We start from the raw sequence: 18,241 nt of genomic DNA on the forward strand, positions 1-18,241 counted from the left end.
GCTATAGATTATTTAATCCTTTGCTACTTCATTCAGTTAGCCTTCTACCTATAGTTAATGCTATATTCAACATCATGCTATGAGATAGGTGAATGTTATGTTAGGAGCAGTTAAATTAGATTTAATATTTATAACATGGTAGATAGAGGATGGAGCCTAGACATGATGTTAGGTACACATCTGGCATATTCTTCATAAGTATAGCAGTAGGTATAGTATCAGCATCTTACATGAGTGAGATAGTATACATCTACTACTACCATGCATCGCCATACGTATACCCATTGGTATGGATCAGTGTATTTGTGCTAAGCATATACCTCTTCAGGTTAAAGAACCCAGATATATTCAAGGTCATGAGTACAAGGTTTAGGCAAAGCATCTCATGGCCTAGATGGGCAAAGGCTGTTAATGGCTTAGCATGGGCATCACCATTCCTACTTATAGCATTGTATCCTGCAGATTACCAATACCTCATACTTCTAAGTATAGGGTGTGGTAACATATCCACATACATACTTGGTAGAATAACTGGATTATGGGATGGGCGTAGGATAAGGAGAGATGGGGATAAGAATAAGGGAGATGAGGGGCAGAGTAAGAAGGAGCATGGAAGGGAGAGGATTGGTGCTGATGGTAATCTAGGCAAAGAGCAGTTGATAGTAGGAGTAGTATCATCATCACTTCTTCCAGTAGCAATACTTGTAGGATCATCATCATTGCTACCAGCAGATCTACTGCATATGCTCCCAAGGTTGTTCATAGCAGTTGCTTATGCAAGTGGAGGCGTCTATGCGTTGATAGGCGAGTGACTGTTAGATGTAGTCCCGCGGGGGTGATTTGAACACCCGACACTCCGGTCTCTGCTCATCTTCTTCTGTTGCCCAGTAGGGCTGAACGGGTCAGCCTAATAGCAAGGCCAACCACTACAGCCGGAAGCTCTACCAGGCTGAGCTACCGCGGGACCCAAGATTAGTAATTAATAACCTCGATAAATACTTAAACCCATGAGGATAAGCATAGGTATACCAACTTACAATGAGCAGGATAGCATACTAGCGTTGCTCAAGGCATTAGAGATGCAGCATCTCAACGGTTATGAGATTGCAGAGGTTATAGTCTCTGATGACTCAAGCGATGCTACCCCTACTATAGTTAAGGATTTCGCAAGCAAGAGCATGCTGAGTATAGTACTTCTTCATCATGATGAGAGGAGAGGGGCAGCAAGTGCATGGAACGAGATATTTGCAAATGCAAGTAGTAAGAGTGATGTGATAGTGCTCTATGATGCAGATGTTATACCTGCTAGAGATGCTACCATGCTATTAGCCTCATCCATGGAGGATGAGCATGTAGGGTTAACTGCAGCAAACCCAATGCCTGCATACAATAGCAAGATGCGTAGTTATGGGCAAAGGATAGCAGCAAAGGCCAGTGTATTCAACTCATCATGGCTGAGGAGGGTAAGGCTTCTAGGCATAAACCAGTACATAGCCATGGGTAGAGCAATGGCAGTTAGGAGCAGTATAGCAAAGGCTACAAGGATACCAAGTAGTACTATAGCAATAGATCTTTACATGCAGTGCATAACGCTTGAGATGGGGTATGAGGTTAGGTATAGGGATGATGCAATAGTATGGTTCAAGCCAGTTGAGAGCATAGAGGAGTTCATCTCCCAGGTTAGGAGGGCAGTTGTTGGGCATAGAGAGTTAGCCCATCTCATAGATAGGCTCAACATAAGGCTGCCACTGAAGAGCATGGTTGTAGAGGGACTCAAGGCTTCCAAGGATGATCCTCTAGGCTTGTTGATGCTTGCTCTAGCATACATGCTCTACCCATTCTACATGAAGCCTATAGACTCAAGATGGAGTGTAGCGAGGAGTAGTAAAGGGTTGAGCCTAAATGATGTTGAAGGTTATATAGATAATAAATAAGGTCTTTATCAAGTTATCAGCACAACCATTCCTTCCTTACTTACTTGCTTACTTGCTATATCTACTGCTGCTCACTTACTTTCTTCATTCCTGTTCAACCTCTGCAGGCTTGTAAGTTCGTTGATTATTCCTGCTATATTCATAACAGCCTCGCCCTCATCGTTGACAGCAACTAGATCCTTGTAGAGCATTAGCCTATCCTCATGCCCATTCTCTATTGCATCCTCAGCCTCCTTCAGGTACTCAAGCATCTTACTCGATACGTACTTGAGGAAGTTGTATGCTATGAAGCGAAGATGTACTGGCAATGGCTTAAGCAGGGTCCATGCATATCTGTTTATCATCCCTACTGAGTGCTTTGTAGCCTCAAGTATGAGTTGCTGCCTTAATGGTGTGTACTCTGGCATCCACTTGGCTGCCTGTCTACGCATCGAGCGTAAAGGCATCAATGGGAACATCCAGATGAATACGTTATGATGCTTTATCCTGTCTATGAACTCAAGGCATCTAATAACATCCCTCTCACTCTCTCTAGGTAGACCAGTCATCATCGATGCTATTGTGAACCAGTGGTTATCATCCAGTATGCTTAAAGCATCATCTATAACATCTGGCCACTCCTCTATCGTATAGGGCTTTACCTTGCCAGGCATTATCATCTTTACAAGTTCAGGACTTACAGTCTCAAGCCCAGTCTCAACGAATCCAGGGTTCTTCTCATCCAACTCCATGATCTCTGCTATTGCCTTTAGCGTCTTGGGGCTTGATTTAACGCTTGCACATGAGAAGAAGTCTGTACCTACACTCCTAACACCAGGGAAGCTCTTAACACTCTTCCATAGATCAACTATTGCATCATGGTTTACCTCAAAACTACCCATTCTCCTGCCATAGAAGAGTGCATCCTCCGAGTGAAGTGTTATGTTCTTGAACCCATGCCTAACCTCCAACTCAACCTCCTTAAGTATCCTCTCCTTGGGTATGGATCTGAACATGAGTAGATCAGGGGAGCAGAATTGGCATCCCCTCCCACACCCTCTAGTTATCTCAACTATCCCACTAGATGATGGGTTCCTTATCAAGGGAATATCATCGCTCTTCATTGGCATGCCTCTTGCCTTTGCTGGTAACTGCTCTCCTCTAACAGCCATATCGAATAGTTTGCCTACTATACCCTCAGCCTCACCATCAACAAGGCAGTCTATTCCCCACTCTTCAATCCTCTCTGGATGCTCCTCCAGTTGCCATATCCCTGGCCCTCCTACTATAAGCCTTGAGCCATACATCTTCAGCAATGGATTTGTTATGAGATCGTTGAATGCCATTGCTGTGTATGATCGTGCAGGCCACCAGTTTATAAGCCTGAACATACATGCTACAAGTTGGGATACAGCAGCATAGCCCATTGGGTCATGTACAGTTAAGCCTATAACCTTGGTCTCCTCTCCTATAACCTTATGTAGTTTGCGTGGATCAGCAACTATAACATCCTTCTCATCGAACCCATACTCTAGAAGTGCAGCCTCTACCTTCCTTATCCCATATGGGGCAACCTTTAACCTCCCCTCATCCCCATCGCCATTGCCATCGTAACTCTTGGTTGCAAAGAACACATCCTCCATTATCCTTCTATTCCATGGCATCTTTGGGTAGTTGGATGGTATGCAGCCTATGAAACCTATCCAGTTGAACCCTCTGTAGTTGCTTATTGCACACTTGTCACCTGTAAGTACTATCTTGTAACCTTTGCCATTGCCTTTACCATTACCATTTGTAAGCATATCTCTCATTCACCCCCACTCTAACTAATTTGCATACCTTACAAGCAGTACCTTCTCTGGATCATAGCCCAACTTCCTTCCCCAGTCCTCTATTACTCTAAGGATCATATTCACACCCCACTTGAAGAACCTCATAAGCACGAACTTCAGGAATGGATTGAGCCTTATCACCGATGGAGGTAGGCTGTACAGTTCGTATATAGTATGCCTCCATGTCTTGTATATAACTGCATAGTGCCCTTCACTTATGTTATCTGCATTGAAGAACTCATCACCCTTGAGCACTCCTATTGGTACGAATGTTAGAGGTGTTGCTGTGAAGTGTGCTTTATTGCCTATACGCTCTGGCAGCTCCCTCTCCATCCTATCTATAAGCCTTACAGTATCCCAGCAGTCCTCATCTGTCTCCCCTGGAAGACCAAGTATAAGCGTATATGCAGGTATCCAGTAGTTCTCGTTGAGTATCCTTGTGCCATGGAATATCACATCTGGCCACTCCTCTGGTGAGAATGGCTTTGCCTTGAATGGCATGTAGCGCTTGATTAACCTAGCAGATCCAGTCTCTAGCCCAGGCTGTATACCTATTATGTTATCTGGACTTGCCCTTATAACCTGAGATACTGCACTAACCATATCTGGGTCTGCTACTACTGCTGAAACAGTACCATGAGTAGGTTGTGCCCTTCTAACACCTTTAACAGACATAACTGCCTTGAAGAGGTCGACTATAGCATCCCTATTTGGCATGAACCCCTTCTTATCCTCAAGCCCGTACAGGAAGATATCATCGCTCTGCAACCATACTTTATGGGTTCCAGATGCAACGTTCACGCTTATCTCCCTCTTAACCTTATCATACGGCATGAACCTTGCTATCCTAAGGTTAGGCTCACAGAACTCGCAGTTCCTCCCACATCCCCTCATTGCTTCAACAACACCATGTATGCTTGCACCAACTATATCTGGTATCTCTTCTATCCTTGGCTGTCTCCCAACCCTAACCCTTGGCTGAACACTCCCTTGCTCTATATCATGGAATAGATCTGCAGCAACATGATCTGCTTCCCCTATCACTGCATGATCAACCATCAGATCTTCTTGCTGCTCAACCCTGAACTCGAACTGCCATGCTCCTGGACCACCAACCACAACCTTGAACCTGTAGCCATTCCTCATACGCATCTCTTTGAGCATCCTTGCAAGATCGATGAAGTACTTCTGGTTTATTGGTGTGAAGTACACCTGCCCTCCAGTGAACATCATGCTCACAGGTGCAAGCCCCAATGGATCCATTGCATATATGCCCACAACCCTTGTATCCTCATCTATATACTCATGGAGATGCTCAGGATGCACTACAGCAACCTCATCCCTGCTGTAGCCCTTGAGTAACCCAGCCTCTATCTTCCTTAACCCATAAGGTGCCTTGCTCAATACCCCATCATACATCTTCACGTTTGGTGCAAGGAACTCAAAGAGCCTCTCTGGCACTCTCTCAGATGGAGCACAGCTTAGAAAGTCAAAGAGCGGTATACTTCTATACTCACTAGTTAAGGTTCTATCGTTTGTCAGTACTACCCTCTTGCCCATCTTACCTATAATTTATTATCCATAATTTTAAATCTTTCTAGAATAGTTGTGAATGTAACGGTTAAACAACATCAATTAACATAATGTGATTAGAATTATAATAATACTTAACTTGCTTGCTTATCTAGAGAGTAGCTTCCTAGCATCATCTGTAAACCTTACTAGGAGATCGTTGCTCCTCTCAACATTCACAAGCCCAAGGTTCTCTAACGTGTTTATTGCATCCCTTAAACTCTCCTCAGATACTTTGAGTAGAGTTGTGAGTTCAACAAGCCTAACCTCTCCTTTCTGCAAGAGAACCTCTAGTATACCTTTAACAACATCGCCCATACATTTTGATACCTACACTAATAATTTTCTTTTGTGGAAGCTGAATTATATAATGCAAGTTAGGTAATAATTATGCCTTTATATAGGCAACTAACCCATCTGTATCCTTGGATTATGCGATATCTTGAGTATAATGGCAGATTCTCTTCACTCCATTCATCATCATAATAATAATTCCTCTTTGCTACCTCCTATTCATCAACTCCTGTAGCAGGGGTATGCTCATCAACTTCTCATTGCTCAGCATATGCCATATCATGCCAGATGGTCTATACCCTCTCCCATGCACCCTTATCACCCTTGTAGGAGTTGCTATTATATCTATAGGCACATCGTATGGATCTTGAGGTAATCTATCATCTATAACCTGTAGATCATGCACTGTTGTTGCTATAGGCACATCAGCATCAACAAGACCTAACTCCCTCAAAATTGCAAACTCTAACTCACCATACCCTTCACCCTTGCCTAGCCTCTCGCCATATGCATTAACAGCAACGCTACCTTCAACTATAAGGTCTACATGTTTGATATGGTTGAGTAATTCATCTATACTCCTTAACCTTCTACCATGTATGAATGCACCTCTTATTGTAGATGCCTTTACTGCATCAACACAATCAAGTATGAGGAACCCATCCCTTATCCTTGGCGTTGGCATAATCAGAACCTTGCCTTCCATTAATGCATTCATCCTAACCCATCTCTGTGGACTATCTGGATTCACCTTGATTACTCTAGCATTCTTCCACTCATTCATCCTTGCTAGTAATGATGCAGCCTTATCAGCATTAATGAAGTTTGGTATCCTTCCATACACTGGATATGGAGGTAAAGCAGCATTCTCCCTAACTAATGTATCCCATACAAGCCTCCTATAATGTTCTTTGCTCATCTTTACTTGCTCTTAAATTCTAGGTATGCTCTTCTGACTACATAAGCGTTATCTCCAGCCTTCTCCTCTTTCTCTTCCTCTCCTTATATAATGGTTGTATTAGACATTCATAGCATTGTTCCAGAGCTAGATTACAACTCTTTACTTCTACCCATATGTATGAACATTTAATTAGTACGCTATTAAGTTCATTGTAGTTACTTATGTTGAATAGATCTAGAACCTTTTTCTCATCCTCTTGTTAGCTTCATCTGCATTACTTACATAAGATTTCAAGCATGTCATCTTGAATTCTCTTAAATACATCTTCTAACAGGACTTGAATAATAATATCAGTACTATACATACCATAGATAAATGTTACAAGATAACTCTTCGAGTTCAGCTCATAATTGTGAGACCCTAACTCTGTATCTGCTTCTCTTATAGGTAAGTCATTTACGTATAGCCTAGTTAACTGAATATATTTGATTAATTATGTGTATTTAACATTTAGGATAATAACTCATACTTTATACCCTGCTCTTTAAGCATCATCATCAACCTTTCAGCATGCTCCATATCCTCTGCCTCTAGGCTTAATATCACCTTTGCATTACCAACCTTAACATCCTGCCCAAGTCTATCATGTATAACATCCACTATATTGACTCTGCTTGCTGCTATAGTATCAACAACCCTTTTGAACTCCCCAGGTCTATCAACCAACTGCACACTTATCCTTATCAACCTCCCTATCCCTACCAAGCCTTTGTGCACTATCTGGCCTAGCAGGAACATATCCACATTCCCCCCGCTAAGCACAACTGCAATGTTCTTGCCCCTCAGATCTACATCTGGAGCATTAAGTAGATATGCTAAACCTACAGCCCCTGCAGGTTCAACAACAACCTTTGCCCTCTCCATGAGTAGGAACATGGCCTTGACTATTGCATCATCATCTACAGTTGCTATATGATCCATGTACCTCTTCAGTATGGAGAGTGTCAACTCACCAGGCTTCCTTACAGATATACCATCTGCTATAGTCGAGCCATTGCTGACCTCTACCACCCTACCCTGCTCTAGCGATTCTTTCATTGCTGAGAACGCTTTAGATTGCACACCTACGATCCTAACATCTGGCTTGATGCTCTTAACTGCTAGTGCTATACCTGCTGCAAGCCCTCCCCCTCCAACTGGCACTATTATAACATCAATACTTGGCATATCCTCCATAATCTCTAGACCTATTGTGCCTTGCCCAGCTATAACGCTAGCATCATCGAATGCATGGATGAATGTCTTGCCTTGTTCCCTTGCAATCTCCATAGCCTTCTCCCAGGCTTGGTCATATATACTCCCATGGAATACTATCTCAGCACCATATGCCCTAGTTGCAGAGACCTTTGCTGGGGAAGCGTTGAGAGGCATAACTACTGTGCATGGAATCTTGAGTATCCTGCTTGCATATGCTACCCCTTGTGCATGGTTGCCTGCAGATGCAGTTATAACCCCTCTACTTCTCTCCTCCTCACTTAGCATGCGTATCTTTGTGTAAGCACCCCTAACCTTGAATGAACCTGTCTTCTGGAAGCACTCCATCTTCAGGTATACATTACACCCTGCTAGCCTGCTGAATGTGGTTGAGTAGTCTAGAGGAGTTCTATGTATGACCCCTTTGAGCATCTCCCTTGCCTTACTTATATCAAGCATGCTAAGCATTTACAGGTTAGACTACTCACTCTAATAATAACCTTGCATAGAGTTTAAATATATGATTAGGCTAGCCTAAGTCATGGATAGGCTTCTTCGCCTGTTGAAGGATTACTATTCTAGGGAGTGCAGTATGAACAGGATATATTGCAGTATAGTGCAACGGGTTAGCAATAAGAATGGCCATGACCAAATATTCGATGCGTTTATGATAGTTATTAACTATCTCATGTTTGATACATACAAGAATGTTGTAGTGCTAGGGGAGATGTTATCTACGTTCAAAGATAGAAGTATGTATCATACAGTATCTTATATAGATAGAAGTATACCTATCAATATAAACCATGTAGATGGAGTAGATGATATACTCAACTTACTGAGTACTATCCTGCGCATAGAGAAGAGTCTGAACCAGTCTATTATTGATGATTATACTGAATTTTACTATGAGGGAGATAATGATAATAACGATGGAGAACACTCTACTCTTAATGGTAGTGATGAACAGTTCAAGTCTCACATTAAGAGCATACTACACTGCATAACCATAGATATAGAGGAGAGAGTTAACATGCTATCATCTCTGACTAGGGTAGCGCATGCAACAATCTTCTGTACATGTGGCTATGAACTCCCAAGACTGGTAAGCATAGATGTAAAGGAAAGATACGCATATAGTAAGAGTAGTAAAGGTAGTAGTAATAGTATGATACTAACAATACACTGCCCTAGATGTGGTAGAGTATATCATAGTATAGTTGATGGTAATAGTAGTGTATGCAATGGTAGAGAGGATATCGATGATCTGCATTGTTACTCTTGATACACTCTTAATTCATTATCTATACTTACAACTATCTGTAGCACTAATTACACACAAAGTCTTTTCTTTATAGTTTAGGAAAGGATGGTGATGATATGCAGGGGTATGAGTAAGGGCAGCGAAGTTTATAGAATGCGCATTAAGATAGTCGCAACACTTGTACCTTTATTAGTATTAACAACATCTCTAATCCTCTACGCTAACGCATTAGGCTTGAAGAATAACCATGCTAGTGATCTAGTTCTTATAGTAACATCTGGAGTAGCATGCTTCTACGCAATAATTATAGTGCTTAGGCAGAGGTTTGATGGTATACATGGTATATCATATGCTACATTTGCCTCTGGTCTATTACTATGGTTTGCAGCAGAGTTCTCATGGGGCTACTATGAGATAGTGCTAGGTGAGGATATACCATCAATGGGTATTGCAGATATGCTATGGCTTGCTGGTTATGGTCCATTCATGTACTATGTTCTTAGGCTTTACAGGTTCTACTGCAGGCAGATGGAGAAGAGGACTATAGCAATTATAGGCATACTCATAGGCATGCTAGGCATATTCATGCTCAACTCACTCCTGAATGGATTAAGCATAGATGATATCGATGCTGCTACAACTGTAGCAGTAACCTACATACTATTAGATCTCTTCCTTCTTGAATTCATACTTGCTATACTATGGACTTTATGGAACGGTGAATTAGCATCTGTAACATTCTTCTTCCTCACATCATCATTGTTGATAGGAACGGTCGGAGATATGATCTATGGTTATGCTATAATACATGGGGACGAGGTATGGTATGCAGATATATTCTTTAGTGCAGACTACATATGTATAATTGGTGCACTCTTCTGGCATAACAGGTTCTTCGTATTCAGTAAGGATAGAATGATTAGAGAGTGGCAGAAGGAGAATACATAAATAAATAAATAAAAAGTCTGCTTATCTGAATAGCCATAATGGTTAGAATACTCTTCTTTACAAGCCCTATAGGTCTTGGTCATGCCAGTAGGGATATTGCTGTTGTAGATGAACTTGTAAGCAAAGGTATAGACATGGATGAGATAGCCTTTGTTACTGGAGGCGTAGCATATAAACACCTAAGGGCTCATGGTTATAATGTTGTAGAGGCTTATAGAGGGAAGAGCATAGATGCAAGCAATGGTATATTCAGTAATAGACTACTATGGCTACTCGATTATATATCATTCTATAGAGAGTGCAAGGAGATAGCCTCCTCTCTTATAGATGAGTATAGACCAGAGTTGATAGTATCTGATGAGGACTTTGCAAGTATAGCAGTGGCAAAGATGCGAGGTATAAAGAATGTACTCATAACAGATGTACTTGAGAGCAGATTCCTACATGGCCCATTATCACTTGTAGAGAGGTTTCTTAACAGGCATCTAAGGGATATAATAGCAGGTGCAGATATGGTCATAGTTCCCATGTACAAGGATGAGCATAAGCATACATACACTAATGTAAGTAACACCATTATAACATACGTTGGACCAATAGTGAGGAGGGTAAGCAAGGACAGGGATGAGTTAAGGAGATTATTTGGATTCCATGGCTATAAGACCATACTTGTATCAGTGGGAGGCACATCATCTGGTACATTCCTCATAGAGAAGGCTATAGATTCATACATGAGGATAGTTGATAGGTTTAACATACCTACAAAGATGGTTATAGTCTGCGGTCCAGCAATAGACATAAGTAGGATAGGTAGTAACCATGTTAACAATAATGATAGAAGAATAATGCATAGTATAGAGTTGCATGGCTATGTTAAGAATATGCATGAGATGATTTATGCTGCTGATCTTCTCATATCTTTAGCAGGAAGGTCTAGTATGGATGAGGCTAGGGTCTATGGTACACCAGCAATACTTATACCTATAAATGGACATTTTGAACAGGAGGATAATGCTAGGAGCTACGGTTTCTTCCATAGTGATGTAGAGAGGCTTGAAGACCTAATCTTTGAGTATCTAGCATATGGGAGGAGAGAGGTAAGGGATAATAATGGTGGGGCAGTAAAAGCTGCAGATACAATAATTAAGCTCCTAACATAATAAAGTATTAATCTCATCTTCTCTATAATAATACTATGCAGAGGTATGAATGGAAGAAGAAGGATATAGGTATAACTATGAGATTGATGCTATGCTTTACAGTCCTAGCAGTACTCTACTTCATATTCCTCTCTGTGCTTGCGTATGTTGGTGTAGGAATTATACCACTGATCTTCCTTGGTGCATTCTTTATAATAATGCAGTACCTCTTCTCAGACAGGATAGTGCTATGGAGCACAGGTGCAAAGATAGTTAGTGAGTATGAGTACCCTAGGCTCCATACAATAGTTGATAGACTAGTTGCAAGAGCAGGGCTACCAAAGCCAAGGGTTGCTGTAATGCATACTGATGTACCAAACGCATTTGCAACAGGCAAAGGTAGGAGGAGTTCTGTTGTTGCTGTAACAACAGGCTTGATGAGGATCCTTAACGATGAGGAGTTGGAGGGTGTGATAGCGCATGAACTTGCACATATAAAGAATAGAGATGTCCTTGCGATAACCCTAGCAAGCATATTCTCAACCATAGCATGGTATGTGATGCACTATGGTTGGTATGGTTCATATGGATATAGGAGTAGGGATCAGGCTGGCGGGTTGATACTTGCCATAATAATAGCAATGATAACATGGTTTGTAAGCTTCCTCATGATAAGGGCCATCTCAAGGTACAGGGAGTATATTGCGGATAGGGATGGTGCATTGCTTACAGGTAAGCCAAGCAGGTTAGCAAGTGCCCTCATGAAGATAAGCGGGATGATGAACAGGATACCAGAGAGAGATCTTAGGGAGGTTGAGGCTATGAACGCATTCTTCATAATACCAGCACTCTCTGGAGATACACTTAGCAGGTTATTCTCAACCCATCCACCTGTGGAGGAGAGGATAAGAAGGCTAATGGAGATGGAGGCATCTATGCATTGATATTTAGAAGGAGTAGAGGTAGCAGTAGTAACAACACATCACTATTTGCTCTAACACAGGCATACATAACGCTTGATGTAAGGCTAAACGCTAGGTTCACTGGTAATGCTGCTATATGCGTCAAGGAGGCTACAGGTGTATTCAACTCTATAGTTGAGGATGTTAAAGCATTCCTTGATGCTAGCAGTGATATCTCATATAGGGTTGAGAATGACAGGTATGGATACATATGGTTCATCCTAAGCACAGATATGATTGAAGGTGTGGTTGCAGCAGTTGATGCTATTGCAGATACCTTCACTGAGTACGGGTTCAAGGAGCAGATACTTGCAAGTATATTTCCATTCAATGCTGAGAAGAGGGGCAGATTCTACCTAATATACAACCATAGGAGCAATAGATTCTACCCATTTGCACCATCATCAAGAGGCAGAGAGAGGGATGTGGAGTTTGAGATGCTTATATACTCCATCCTCAAGGATGAACTGGTATTGGAGAAGGATAAGGCAAGATGGTACCCAATATGGGATATACCATTCTGATTAAACATGCCTTCTGGAACAAATTAATCATTAAATCGATCAGTCCAGTATGTCTTCTGGAACTATACCCTCCCCCTTGAATACCTCTCTAGCCTCCTCTACAGTCATATCTGTAGCAGGGATGATTATATGGGAAGGGATTATGATATCATCCTTGACCCTCTTACCTTTGCTCTTCACAAGGATACGCATTGCTGCTATACTCTCCATTACAGCATGCTCGTCTACTTTCTCATCGCTAAGCATCTTAACCATCTGGTTATCTATCCTGTTAACCTCTTTCAGTGTATCCTTGTCTATATAGTATTGGCCCTCACCCATAAGCCTCACAACTATCCTCTCTTCTTTCATCATCTTCCTCTTCTTACCTCTCTTACCCTTACTCTTACCTTTACCCTTACCCTTTCCTTTAATCCTAGCCATACAAACCCTCACCATCTATCCATATATACTACTTGCTCTCAGCCTCTTTAACCTCTCTAGCCTCTTCTACTTTCTCCCCCTCTTCCCTCCCTTCCACCTCTTCTCCAATCTTCTTTCCTCTCTCCCCTCCTTCCCTTACCCTCTCCTTCCCAATCTCCTTCTTTAACTTTGCAAGTTCCTTCTCAACAGCATCCTTCATCATAACATCCTGCAACTCTCTCTCTATCATATCCTTGTTTGTTGTGTAATCTGTTAGCACACCACTCTCGATGAGTTCATCCAAAGCCATTGCTTTAGCCTTCATCTGCTCGGTCTTCTCCTCTGCCCTCTGTATTGCCATACCAACATCTGCCATCTCCTCAGAGATACCTGTAACACTCTCCTTTATCCTAACCTCAGCCTCTGCTGCAGTGTACCTTGCCTTTATTATCTCCTTCTGAAGTTTGAACTGCTCAACCTTTGCTGATAGCCTCTTCTCCAACTCCTCAAGCCTAACCTGCTCCTTCTCCATATCTGCTATTTGCCTCTCAACATCTAGTAGTTGCTGTATGTTCATGTTCTTCCTCTCCAATGCAAGCCTAGCAAGATCCTCTCTATTCATCTCTAGAGCACTCCTTGCTTGCTGCTCCAACTTGTATATATTATCCTTGAGTTTTGCCTTCTGCATCTCCAGCCTCTTCTTTGCTGCTACAACATTTGCTATATCCCTCCTCAACTTTATCATGAGTTCTGTCTGCTTCTGATATGAGTAGTCTAATGCCTCCTTTGGGTCCTCAAATCTGTTGAGTAAGGAGTTGACCTTCTGCTTAACAAGCATAGATATCCTTCTAGTTAAACCCATGCTATATGCAATACATAACTAGATTATAAAAGTTATGAAATGGTATCATTATATATAAATAATAAAGATTAGAAAGATAAAATTCAAGATAGTTAATTTCTATATTTAGGCTTGAGTCCAAGCATATATACAGCAAATACGGCCATGGATGCAAGTATCATGGCAAGTGCTCCAATCATGAACTCTGGGACTACCATGAAACCTCCATCGGGCAAGTCTCCATTACCTGATCCACCACCAGCATTGTAGATCCTAACATTATCTTCACGCTCAGTTATCAGTCCAGGATTGGTGGAGTAGAAGTATGCCTTTACCGTCCATGTACCTTCAGTATTGGGTGTATTTGGATGTGAGAACCATGCACTGAACTCCCTGCAATCAGCATTGCATCCAGATGGCAATGGTGTGTATGATGGGCTAGAACCTGTGTTGATGGTAAGCCTTGCATGTTCACTACCCTCTGGTGTGTAGAGTACACACTCAACATAGTCAACCTCATCTATTGTAGTTAGTGCTACACACTTTATAGGCAGATGAACTATCGATACATTGCTTGGATATATGAAGAGCCATGCATCCCCATCATACTCTATAGCATGTGTATCTATACTACTGCTATCATCACTGCTCTCATCACCTCCATTGCCTACTGAACCTCCACCATCTTCCTCAACTACCTGTATAGTATGGTTGCTACCATCATTTGGCTCAGTGTTATCAAAGTCTTCACTACTATTCACTAGTAGGTTAGTATCATCATTGCCATCATTGCCATCATCAGTATGCTGCACTGTATTCTCTACTATAGGTTGGTTATGATTCCCACTGTATGGTTGGAGTAGTAAGAGTAATAACAGTGTTAGACCTGTAACTATACCTGTTGTCCTAAGTCCTGTATTATCTACCATGATTAAGATCCCACATCTAACTATTAAAGGATATATGTAACTTGAATACTCTATTCACGATTATATACTAGAAGTTATATAATTGGTCTAAGTTAATGCATAGCACTCAATACATCTGCACAGCCTCAACCTTCTCCCTTAGGCTCTTCTCCTTATCAAACCTCTCATCTATCCTTACTAGGATCTCTACACGCTTAACACCATGCTCTACTATAGCATCCCTTGCAGCCTTTACCGCTCTAAAGAGGGCATCCATATCCTCAGCCTCAACAAGTGTGCCCATACCTGTAACCTCATGGTACCTTATACCCTTGCTATCCCTTATAGCCTTGATAGCACTTGCAATATACATGCTTAGGCTTGTTGAAGACCCTATAGGTATGATGCTTATCTCAGCATGCAGGCAACTCTTAGCCATAGTATTACTTGGCAAACTTTAAAAGCTTATTGTGTATTAGACTCATCCAACTATTAACCTTTTAATATACCAATATTCTTAATTTTATATTTAATGGAGAAAACTTTATTACTATCGCCTCTCTAAACAATAGCGATGGTCTTGAACTCCATTACTAGAGATAACCTGTACTTGTTGACTAAGAAGCTGGGTTTATCAGCCTTTGAATCAAAGGCATACATGTGCTTCTTCGAGATGGGCAATGGATTATCTGCCAAGGATATAAGCAAGTGTACAGGCATACCATTGACTAGGGTTTACGATGTTATGAAATCATTGGAGGAGAAGTGTCTTGTAAGGCAGAACAAACTGAGCAAGCCTGTAAAGTACTATCTTAACGATCCAGCGTACTCTCTAATGCTCTTACTTAACAAGAAGAAGATGCAGATCAATGAGGAGATTGCCATGCTTGAGTCGTGGGTTGAAGATATGAAGAGGTTATCCATAAATAATGTTGACAGTGCAGCAAATATCTATCCAGAATGGACATTATACGATTCAGAGCAGGATGTGTATGAGAGCCTTATACCAGCACTGATCAGGGATGCAAGTAGGGAGGTTATAATAGTTGGAAGGAATGTAATCAATACAATTAACGAGAGGTTCGTAGAGGAGACTATAAAGGGTATTGAAAGGGGTATCACATTCAAGATCATAATAACTGTTGATAGTCTTGACTCACTGCTTACATACAGTGGGGAAGAGGTAATAGAAAAGAAGGCTATGCTCATAAAACTCCTTCAAACATACAATATGTATAGTGATCTGGTATATGTTAGGGCTAGTGATCTCATCAACGTTGTGCCATTTGGTATATTTGATGTAGAGAAGGTAGGGTTCTCAGTCCAGTCGCCAAAGAATGGCAAGTACATAGTTACACTTGTTACTGATAAGAAGGCTATAGTTAGTGAGTTCTATGAGATATTTGAGGATCTCTGGTCAAAATCATTGGATATAGATTTGAACAGGTTTGCTGATAGTGATATGCGTATAGCCTGACTTTATCTCTACATGACCATCTAGCACATTATTTCAATTCAAAATAATAAGATGGCTGACATTACTATCATCAACCTTACAGCGATGTAGAGTAGCATCATCTTCTTATAGCATTCAACATCTTTGTTCTTCAGGAGATCTCTATGTGCCTGCATGACTAGCATAATGCCTATTACGTTTACAAGTACGAAGTTTGTATTTACGCAGGCAAGTGTGTAGAAGAGTACTGGCATAGTAAACGTTATATACAATGCTGAGAACTGAACTGCTATTGATCTACCCCTTCCAAGTACTAGTGGCATAGTTCTTGCTCCATATATCCTATCACCTTCCATATCCCTGTAATCCTTGCTTATGTTTGCGAAGAAGTCGAATGCTGTAAGGAATAACAGTACATGTAATGGGACAGCATTAAGAGGCATCAGAACACTCCATCCAAGCAGGAAGTTAAGAGCGCCATATCCTATAGCAATCGATAGGTTTGAGACTATGAACCTATCCTTGAACCTGAATGGTCTTATGGAGTATGCTATGCCTAGGAAGACTGCTATGTTTATTAGAGTAAAGAACTCCATGCTTACAAGTGTCCCCAATGCTAGTGTTGCAGCGTAGAGCATAGCAACAATGCTATACCCTTCCTTTAGCGATATCATGCCAGATGGTATAGGTCTATCAGGCTTGTTTATTGCATCTGTATCAGCATCAGTGCACTGGTTCAATGCATTGGCAGCCATGAGACTGAAGCATGTTGCTGTGAACGCAGGTAATAAACTCCCATGTATGTTGAGCCCTCCAGCAAATATGTAGCCTGTGAAGAATGCTATTGCATTGCCTATCTGATCTTCTACCTTGATAAGGCGAACAAATGCTTTAATATACCTACTCATAACATTAATACTTTGCACTTACGTAAAAACTATTCTTTGGGAAAATTTTGTTTTATTCACCATCAGTAGATATTCTAATATTCCTTATATTGTATAATCTATACCTTCATGATCTTCAACAGCTATTTATTGCAATTATAATTGCTAATTCCGCAAAGCTCTCTCGCTTCTGCAGATAACTAATATTAGATGTATATTAGACTTATCTCCTCACTAGCATTATCCTTCAGTATGTTCTTCAACTCCTCGCAGAGTAATAGAAACCTAGAGCCCTTCTCAGTTATGTTATAGCATACCCTGCCTCCTCCATCATCTATCCTCTCTATCAGGCCTCTCTTCAGGAGTATCTGAACGTACTTGCTGGAGGTTCTTGTGTCAAGCCTTGCAGCATGCATTATCTGTGTTATGGTTCTCCTCTCCTTCATGCTGCTCAACAGCATCATTATTATATCTAGTCCTTCACGCTTGTAGTGCATACCATAGCATATACGCAATTGAAAGAAAAATATCACTTAAACCTACTACCAGTAGGTGAAAAAGCCTCTTATTCTCATTCTGTTACAATTTATGTATAATAGTTACCATATGGTATATTGAGGAATATTTAAAAAGATACTGTGTATAAACCATAGAACATGCAAGGAGGAGGAAGAATGGAGGGAGGAAAAGTTGGTGATGGACGAGAAGGAGGGAAATGGTAAGAGCAAGGGTCATGAAGAAGGAAAGGAGAGGGAGGAGGAGCAGGAGGTGCATATAGTGCTTTTATCCAAAGAGCCTAGCAGAGCATACCCTGCATTTGTACTTGCATTGGGTAGTGTTACAATGGGCGCTAAATGTAAGGTCTACTGTACCATGGATGCTCTAGAGATAGTGAAGAAGGGAGGTGCGTCAAAGATAACGCTTGCTGGAGCACCACCGTTAGAGAAGTATCTCAAGGATGCTATAGCAGCAGGGGTTAAGGTTACTGCATGTGGACCAAGCAAGGAGATGCTCATCCAGATGGGTATAAGGAAGGATACCCTAGAGGAAGGGGTTGAGTTTGAGGATGTTATAGGCTTCCTCAACGAGGCACTTCCAGCAGCAAAGAAGGGAGGCATGATAGTATTTCTGTGATTGCTACAAT

20 protein-coding genes and 1 tRNA gene are annotated in these 18,241 nt (G+C 41.4%); 9 read left to right on the plus strand and 12 right to left on the minus strand.

Annotation, left to right across the window (positions count from 1 at the left end):
* The first annotated feature begins 149 nt into the window (after positions 1-149).
* Complete coding sequence (locus tag CRG89_RS03155) at positions 150-812, plus strand: hypothetical protein (RefSeq protein WP_103286901.1); 663 nt, start codon at positions 150-152, stop codon at positions 810-812.
* A 13-nt stretch (positions 813-825) separates the two neighbouring features.
* Here CRG89_RS03155 and CRG89_RS03160 read toward each other — a convergent pair.
* Positions 826-964 (minus strand) — tRNA-Tyr (locus CRG89_RS03160).
* A gap of 43 nt (positions 965-1,007) precedes the next feature.
* On the opposite strand from CRG89_RS03160, the gene CRG89_RS03165 reads away from it, so the two are divergent.
* Positions 1,008-1,934, plus strand: coding sequence for a glycosyltransferase family 2 protein (locus tag CRG89_RS03165; RefSeq protein WP_103286902.1), 927 nt, complete (start codon positions 1,008-1,010; stop codon positions 1,932-1,934).
* Between the two features lie 71 nt (positions 1,935-2,005).
* Here the strand turns inward: CRG89_RS03165 and CRG89_RS03170 are convergent, their stop codons facing one another.
* From CRG89_RS03170 to ilvA, 5 genes are all read right to left on the minus strand, one after another.
* Complete coding sequence (locus tag CRG89_RS03170) at positions 2,006-3,715, minus strand: B12-binding domain-containing radical SAM protein (protein ID WP_158648686.1); 1,710 nt, start codon at positions 3,713-3,715, stop codon at positions 2,006-2,008.
* 24 nt (positions 3,716-3,739) lie between these two features.
* Positions 3,740-5,305 (minus strand): B12-binding domain-containing radical SAM protein, encoded by a 1,566-nt coding sequence (locus CRG89_RS03175; RefSeq protein WP_103286904.1) that lies wholly within the window; start codon positions 5,303-5,305, stop codon positions 3,740-3,742.
* Between the two features lie 120 nt (positions 5,306-5,425).
* Positions 5,426-5,635, minus strand: a complete 210-nt coding sequence (locus CRG89_RS03180) for a DeoR family transcriptional regulator (RefSeq protein ID WP_103286905.1) — start codon at positions 5,633-5,635, stop codon at positions 5,426-5,428.
* A gap of 184 nt (positions 5,636-5,819) precedes the next feature.
* The gene (locus CRG89_RS03185; RefSeq protein WP_103286906.1) at positions 5,820-6,530 is read right to left on the minus strand and encodes a 5-formyltetrahydrofolate cyclo-ligase; all 711 of its coding nucleotides are present in this window, start codon (positions 6,528-6,530) and stop codon (positions 5,820-5,822) included.
* A gap of 492 nt (positions 6,531-7,022) precedes the next feature.
* Positions 7,023-8,234, minus strand: a complete 1,212-nt coding sequence (gene ilvA, locus CRG89_RS03190; protein WP_103286907.1) for a threonine ammonia-lyase — start codon at positions 8,232-8,234, stop codon at positions 7,023-7,025.
* Between the two features lie 73 nt (positions 8,235-8,307).
* On the opposite strand from ilvA, the gene CRG89_RS03195 reads away from it, so the two are divergent.
* From CRG89_RS03195 to pspAB, 5 genes are all read left to right on the plus strand, one after another.
* A complete protein-coding gene (locus CRG89_RS03195) occupies positions 8,308-9,051 on the plus strand; it encodes a hypothetical protein (protein ID WP_148695229.1) in 744 nt (247 codons plus the stop codon).
* A 105-nt stretch (positions 9,052-9,156) separates the two neighbouring features.
* Entirely contained in the window at positions 9,157-9,978 is an 822-nt protein-coding gene (locus CRG89_RS03200) for a hypothetical protein (protein WP_148695228.1), read from the plus strand.
* Positions 9,979-10,016: 38 nt separating this feature from the next.
* On the plus strand, positions 10,017-11,138 hold the full coding sequence (locus CRG89_RS03205) for a glycosyltransferase (protein ID WP_103286910.1): 1,122 nt from the start codon (positions 10,017-10,019) through the stop codon (positions 11,136-11,138).
* Positions 11,139-11,173: 35 nt separating this feature from the next.
* Positions 11,174-12,061 (plus strand): zinc metalloprotease HtpX, encoded by an 888-nt coding sequence (gene htpX, locus CRG89_RS03210; protein ID WP_103286911.1) that lies wholly within the window; start codon positions 11,174-11,176, stop codon positions 12,059-12,061.
* Positions 12,058-12,603, plus strand: a complete 546-nt coding sequence (gene pspAB / locus CRG89_RS03215; protein ID WP_103286912.1) for a PspA-associated protein PspAB — start codon at positions 12,058-12,060, stop codon at positions 12,601-12,603. The genes htpX and pspAB overlap by 4 nt, the downstream gene beginning before the upstream one ends.
* Before the next feature lie 39 nt (positions 12,604-12,642).
* Here the strand turns inward: pspAB and pspAA are convergent, their stop codons facing one another.
* The 4 genes from pspAA to CRG89_RS03235 all read right to left on the minus strand — a co-directional run bounded on the left by pspAA (position 12,643) and on the right by CRG89_RS03235 (position 15,193).
* Complete coding sequence (pspAA, locus tag CRG89_RS03220; protein ID WP_103286913.1) at positions 12,643-13,026, minus strand: PspA-associated protein PspAA; 384 nt, start codon at positions 13,024-13,026, stop codon at positions 12,643-12,645.
* A gap of 28 nt (positions 13,027-13,054) precedes the next feature.
* Positions 13,055-13,867 carry a PspA/IM30 family protein gene (locus tag CRG89_RS03225; RefSeq protein WP_103286914.1) on the minus strand — a complete coding sequence of 271 codons (813 nt, stop codon included), beginning with the start codon at positions 13,865-13,867 and terminating at the stop codon, positions 13,055-13,057.
* Positions 13,868-13,959: 92 nt separating this feature from the next.
* A complete protein-coding gene (locus tag CRG89_RS03230; protein ID WP_103286915.1) occupies positions 13,960-14,775 on the minus strand; it encodes a hypothetical protein in 816 nt (271 codons plus the stop codon).
* 106 nt (positions 14,776-14,881) lie between these two features.
* Positions 14,882-15,193 carry an MTH1187 family thiamine-binding protein gene (locus tag CRG89_RS03235; protein WP_103286916.1) on the minus strand — a complete coding sequence of 104 codons (312 nt, stop codon included), beginning with the start codon at positions 15,191-15,193 and terminating at the stop codon, positions 14,882-14,884.
* 174 nt (positions 15,194-15,367) lie between these two features.
* On the opposite strand from CRG89_RS03235, the gene CRG89_RS03240 reads away from it, so the two are divergent.
* A complete protein-coding gene (locus CRG89_RS03240; RefSeq protein WP_158648687.1) occupies positions 15,368-16,231 on the plus strand; it encodes a TrmB family transcriptional regulator in 864 nt (287 codons plus the stop codon).
* Positions 16,232-16,269: 38 nt separating this feature from the next.
* Here CRG89_RS03240 and CRG89_RS03245 read toward each other — a convergent pair whose 3' ends face one another.
* The gene (locus CRG89_RS03245; RefSeq protein WP_103286918.1) at positions 16,270-17,118 is read right to left on the minus strand and encodes a UbiA family prenyltransferase; all 849 of its coding nucleotides are present in this window, start codon (positions 17,116-17,118) and stop codon (positions 16,270-16,272) included.
* 185 nt (positions 17,119-17,303) lie between these two features.
* The gene (locus tag CRG89_RS03250; RefSeq protein ID WP_103286919.1) at positions 17,304-17,594 is read right to left on the minus strand and encodes a winged helix-turn-helix domain-containing protein; all 291 of its coding nucleotides are present in this window, start codon (positions 17,592-17,594) and stop codon (positions 17,304-17,306) included.
* A gap of 199 nt (positions 17,595-17,793) precedes the next feature.
* Here CRG89_RS03250 and CRG89_RS03255 point away from each other — a divergent pair, with 199 nt between their 5' ends.
* Positions 17,794-18,231 carry a DsrE family protein gene (locus CRG89_RS03255; protein WP_103286920.1) on the plus strand — a complete coding sequence of 146 codons (438 nt, stop codon included), beginning with the start codon at positions 17,794-17,796 and terminating at the stop codon, positions 18,229-18,231.
* Positions 18,232-18,241 lie beyond the last annotated feature (10 nt).

It is taken from the genome of Candidatus Nitrosocaldus islandicus (assembly GCF_002906215.1).
Taxonomy (GTDB): Archaea; Thermoproteota; Nitrososphaeria; order Nitrososphaerales; family Nitrosocaldaceae; genus Nitrosocaldus; species Nitrosocaldus cavascurensis.

Coding starts and splice junctions, on each gene's coding strand:
- CRG89_RS03155 (WP_103286901.1), top strand. CDS start 150: ATGGAGCCTAGACATGATGTTAGGTACACATCTGGCATATTCTTCATA.
- CRG89_RS03165 (WP_103286902.1), top strand. CDS start 1,008: ATGAGGATAAGCATAGGTATACCAACTTACAATGAGCAGGATAGCATA.
- CRG89_RS03170 (WP_158648686.1), bottom strand. CDS start 3,715: ATGCTTACAAATGGTAATGGTAAAGGCAATGGCAAAGGTTACAAGATA.
- CRG89_RS03175 (WP_103286904.1), bottom strand. CDS start 5,305: ATGGGCAAGAGGGTAGTACTGACAAACGATAGAACCTTAACTAGTGAG.
- CRG89_RS03180 (WP_103286905.1), bottom strand. CDS start 5,635: ATGGGCGATGTTGTTAAAGGTATACTAGAGGTTCTCTTGCAGAAAGGA.
- CRG89_RS03185 (WP_103286906.1), bottom strand. CDS start 6,530: ATGAGCAAAGAACATTATAGGAGGCTTGTATGGGATACATTAGTTAGG.
- ilvA (WP_103286907.1), bottom strand. CDS start 8,234: ATGCTTAGCATGCTTGATATAAGTAAGGCAAGGGAGATGCTCAAAGGG.
- CRG89_RS03195 (WP_148695229.1), top strand. CDS start 8,308: ATGGATAGGCTTCTTCGCCTGTTGAAGGATTACTATTCTAGGGAGTGC.
- CRG89_RS03200 (WP_148695228.1), top strand. CDS start 9,157: ATGAGTAAGGGCAGCGAAGTTTATAGAATGCGCATTAAGATAGTCGCA.
- CRG89_RS03205 (WP_103286910.1), top strand. CDS start 10,017: ATGGTTAGAATACTCTTCTTTACAAGCCCTATAGGTCTTGGTCATGCC.
- htpX (WP_103286911.1), top strand. CDS start 11,174: ATGCAGAGGTATGAATGGAAGAAGAAGGATATAGGTATAACTATGAGA.
- pspAA (WP_103286913.1), bottom strand. CDS start 13,026: ATGGCTAGGATTAAAGGAAAGGGTAAGGGTAAAGGTAAGAGTAAGGGT.
- CRG89_RS03225 (WP_103286914.1), bottom strand. CDS start 13,867: ATGGGTTTAACTAGAAGGATATCTATGCTTGTTAAGCAGAAGGTCAAC.
- CRG89_RS03230 (WP_103286915.1), bottom strand. CDS start 14,775: ATGGTAGATAATACAGGACTTAGGACAACAGGTATAGTTACAGGTCTA.
- CRG89_RS03235 (WP_103286916.1), bottom strand. CDS start 15,193: ATGGCTAAGAGTTGCCTGCATGCTGAGATAAGCATCATACCTATAGGG.
- CRG89_RS03245 (WP_103286918.1), bottom strand. CDS start 17,118: ATGAGTAGGTATATTAAAGCATTTGTTCGCCTTATCAAGGTAGAAGAT.
- CRG89_RS03250 (WP_103286919.1), bottom strand. CDS start 17,594: ATGCACTACAAGCGTGAAGGACTAGATATAATAATGATGCTGTTGAGC.
- CRG89_RS03255 (WP_103286920.1), top strand. CDS start 17,794: ATGGACGAGAAGGAGGGAAATGGTAAGAGCAAGGGTCATGAAGAAGGA.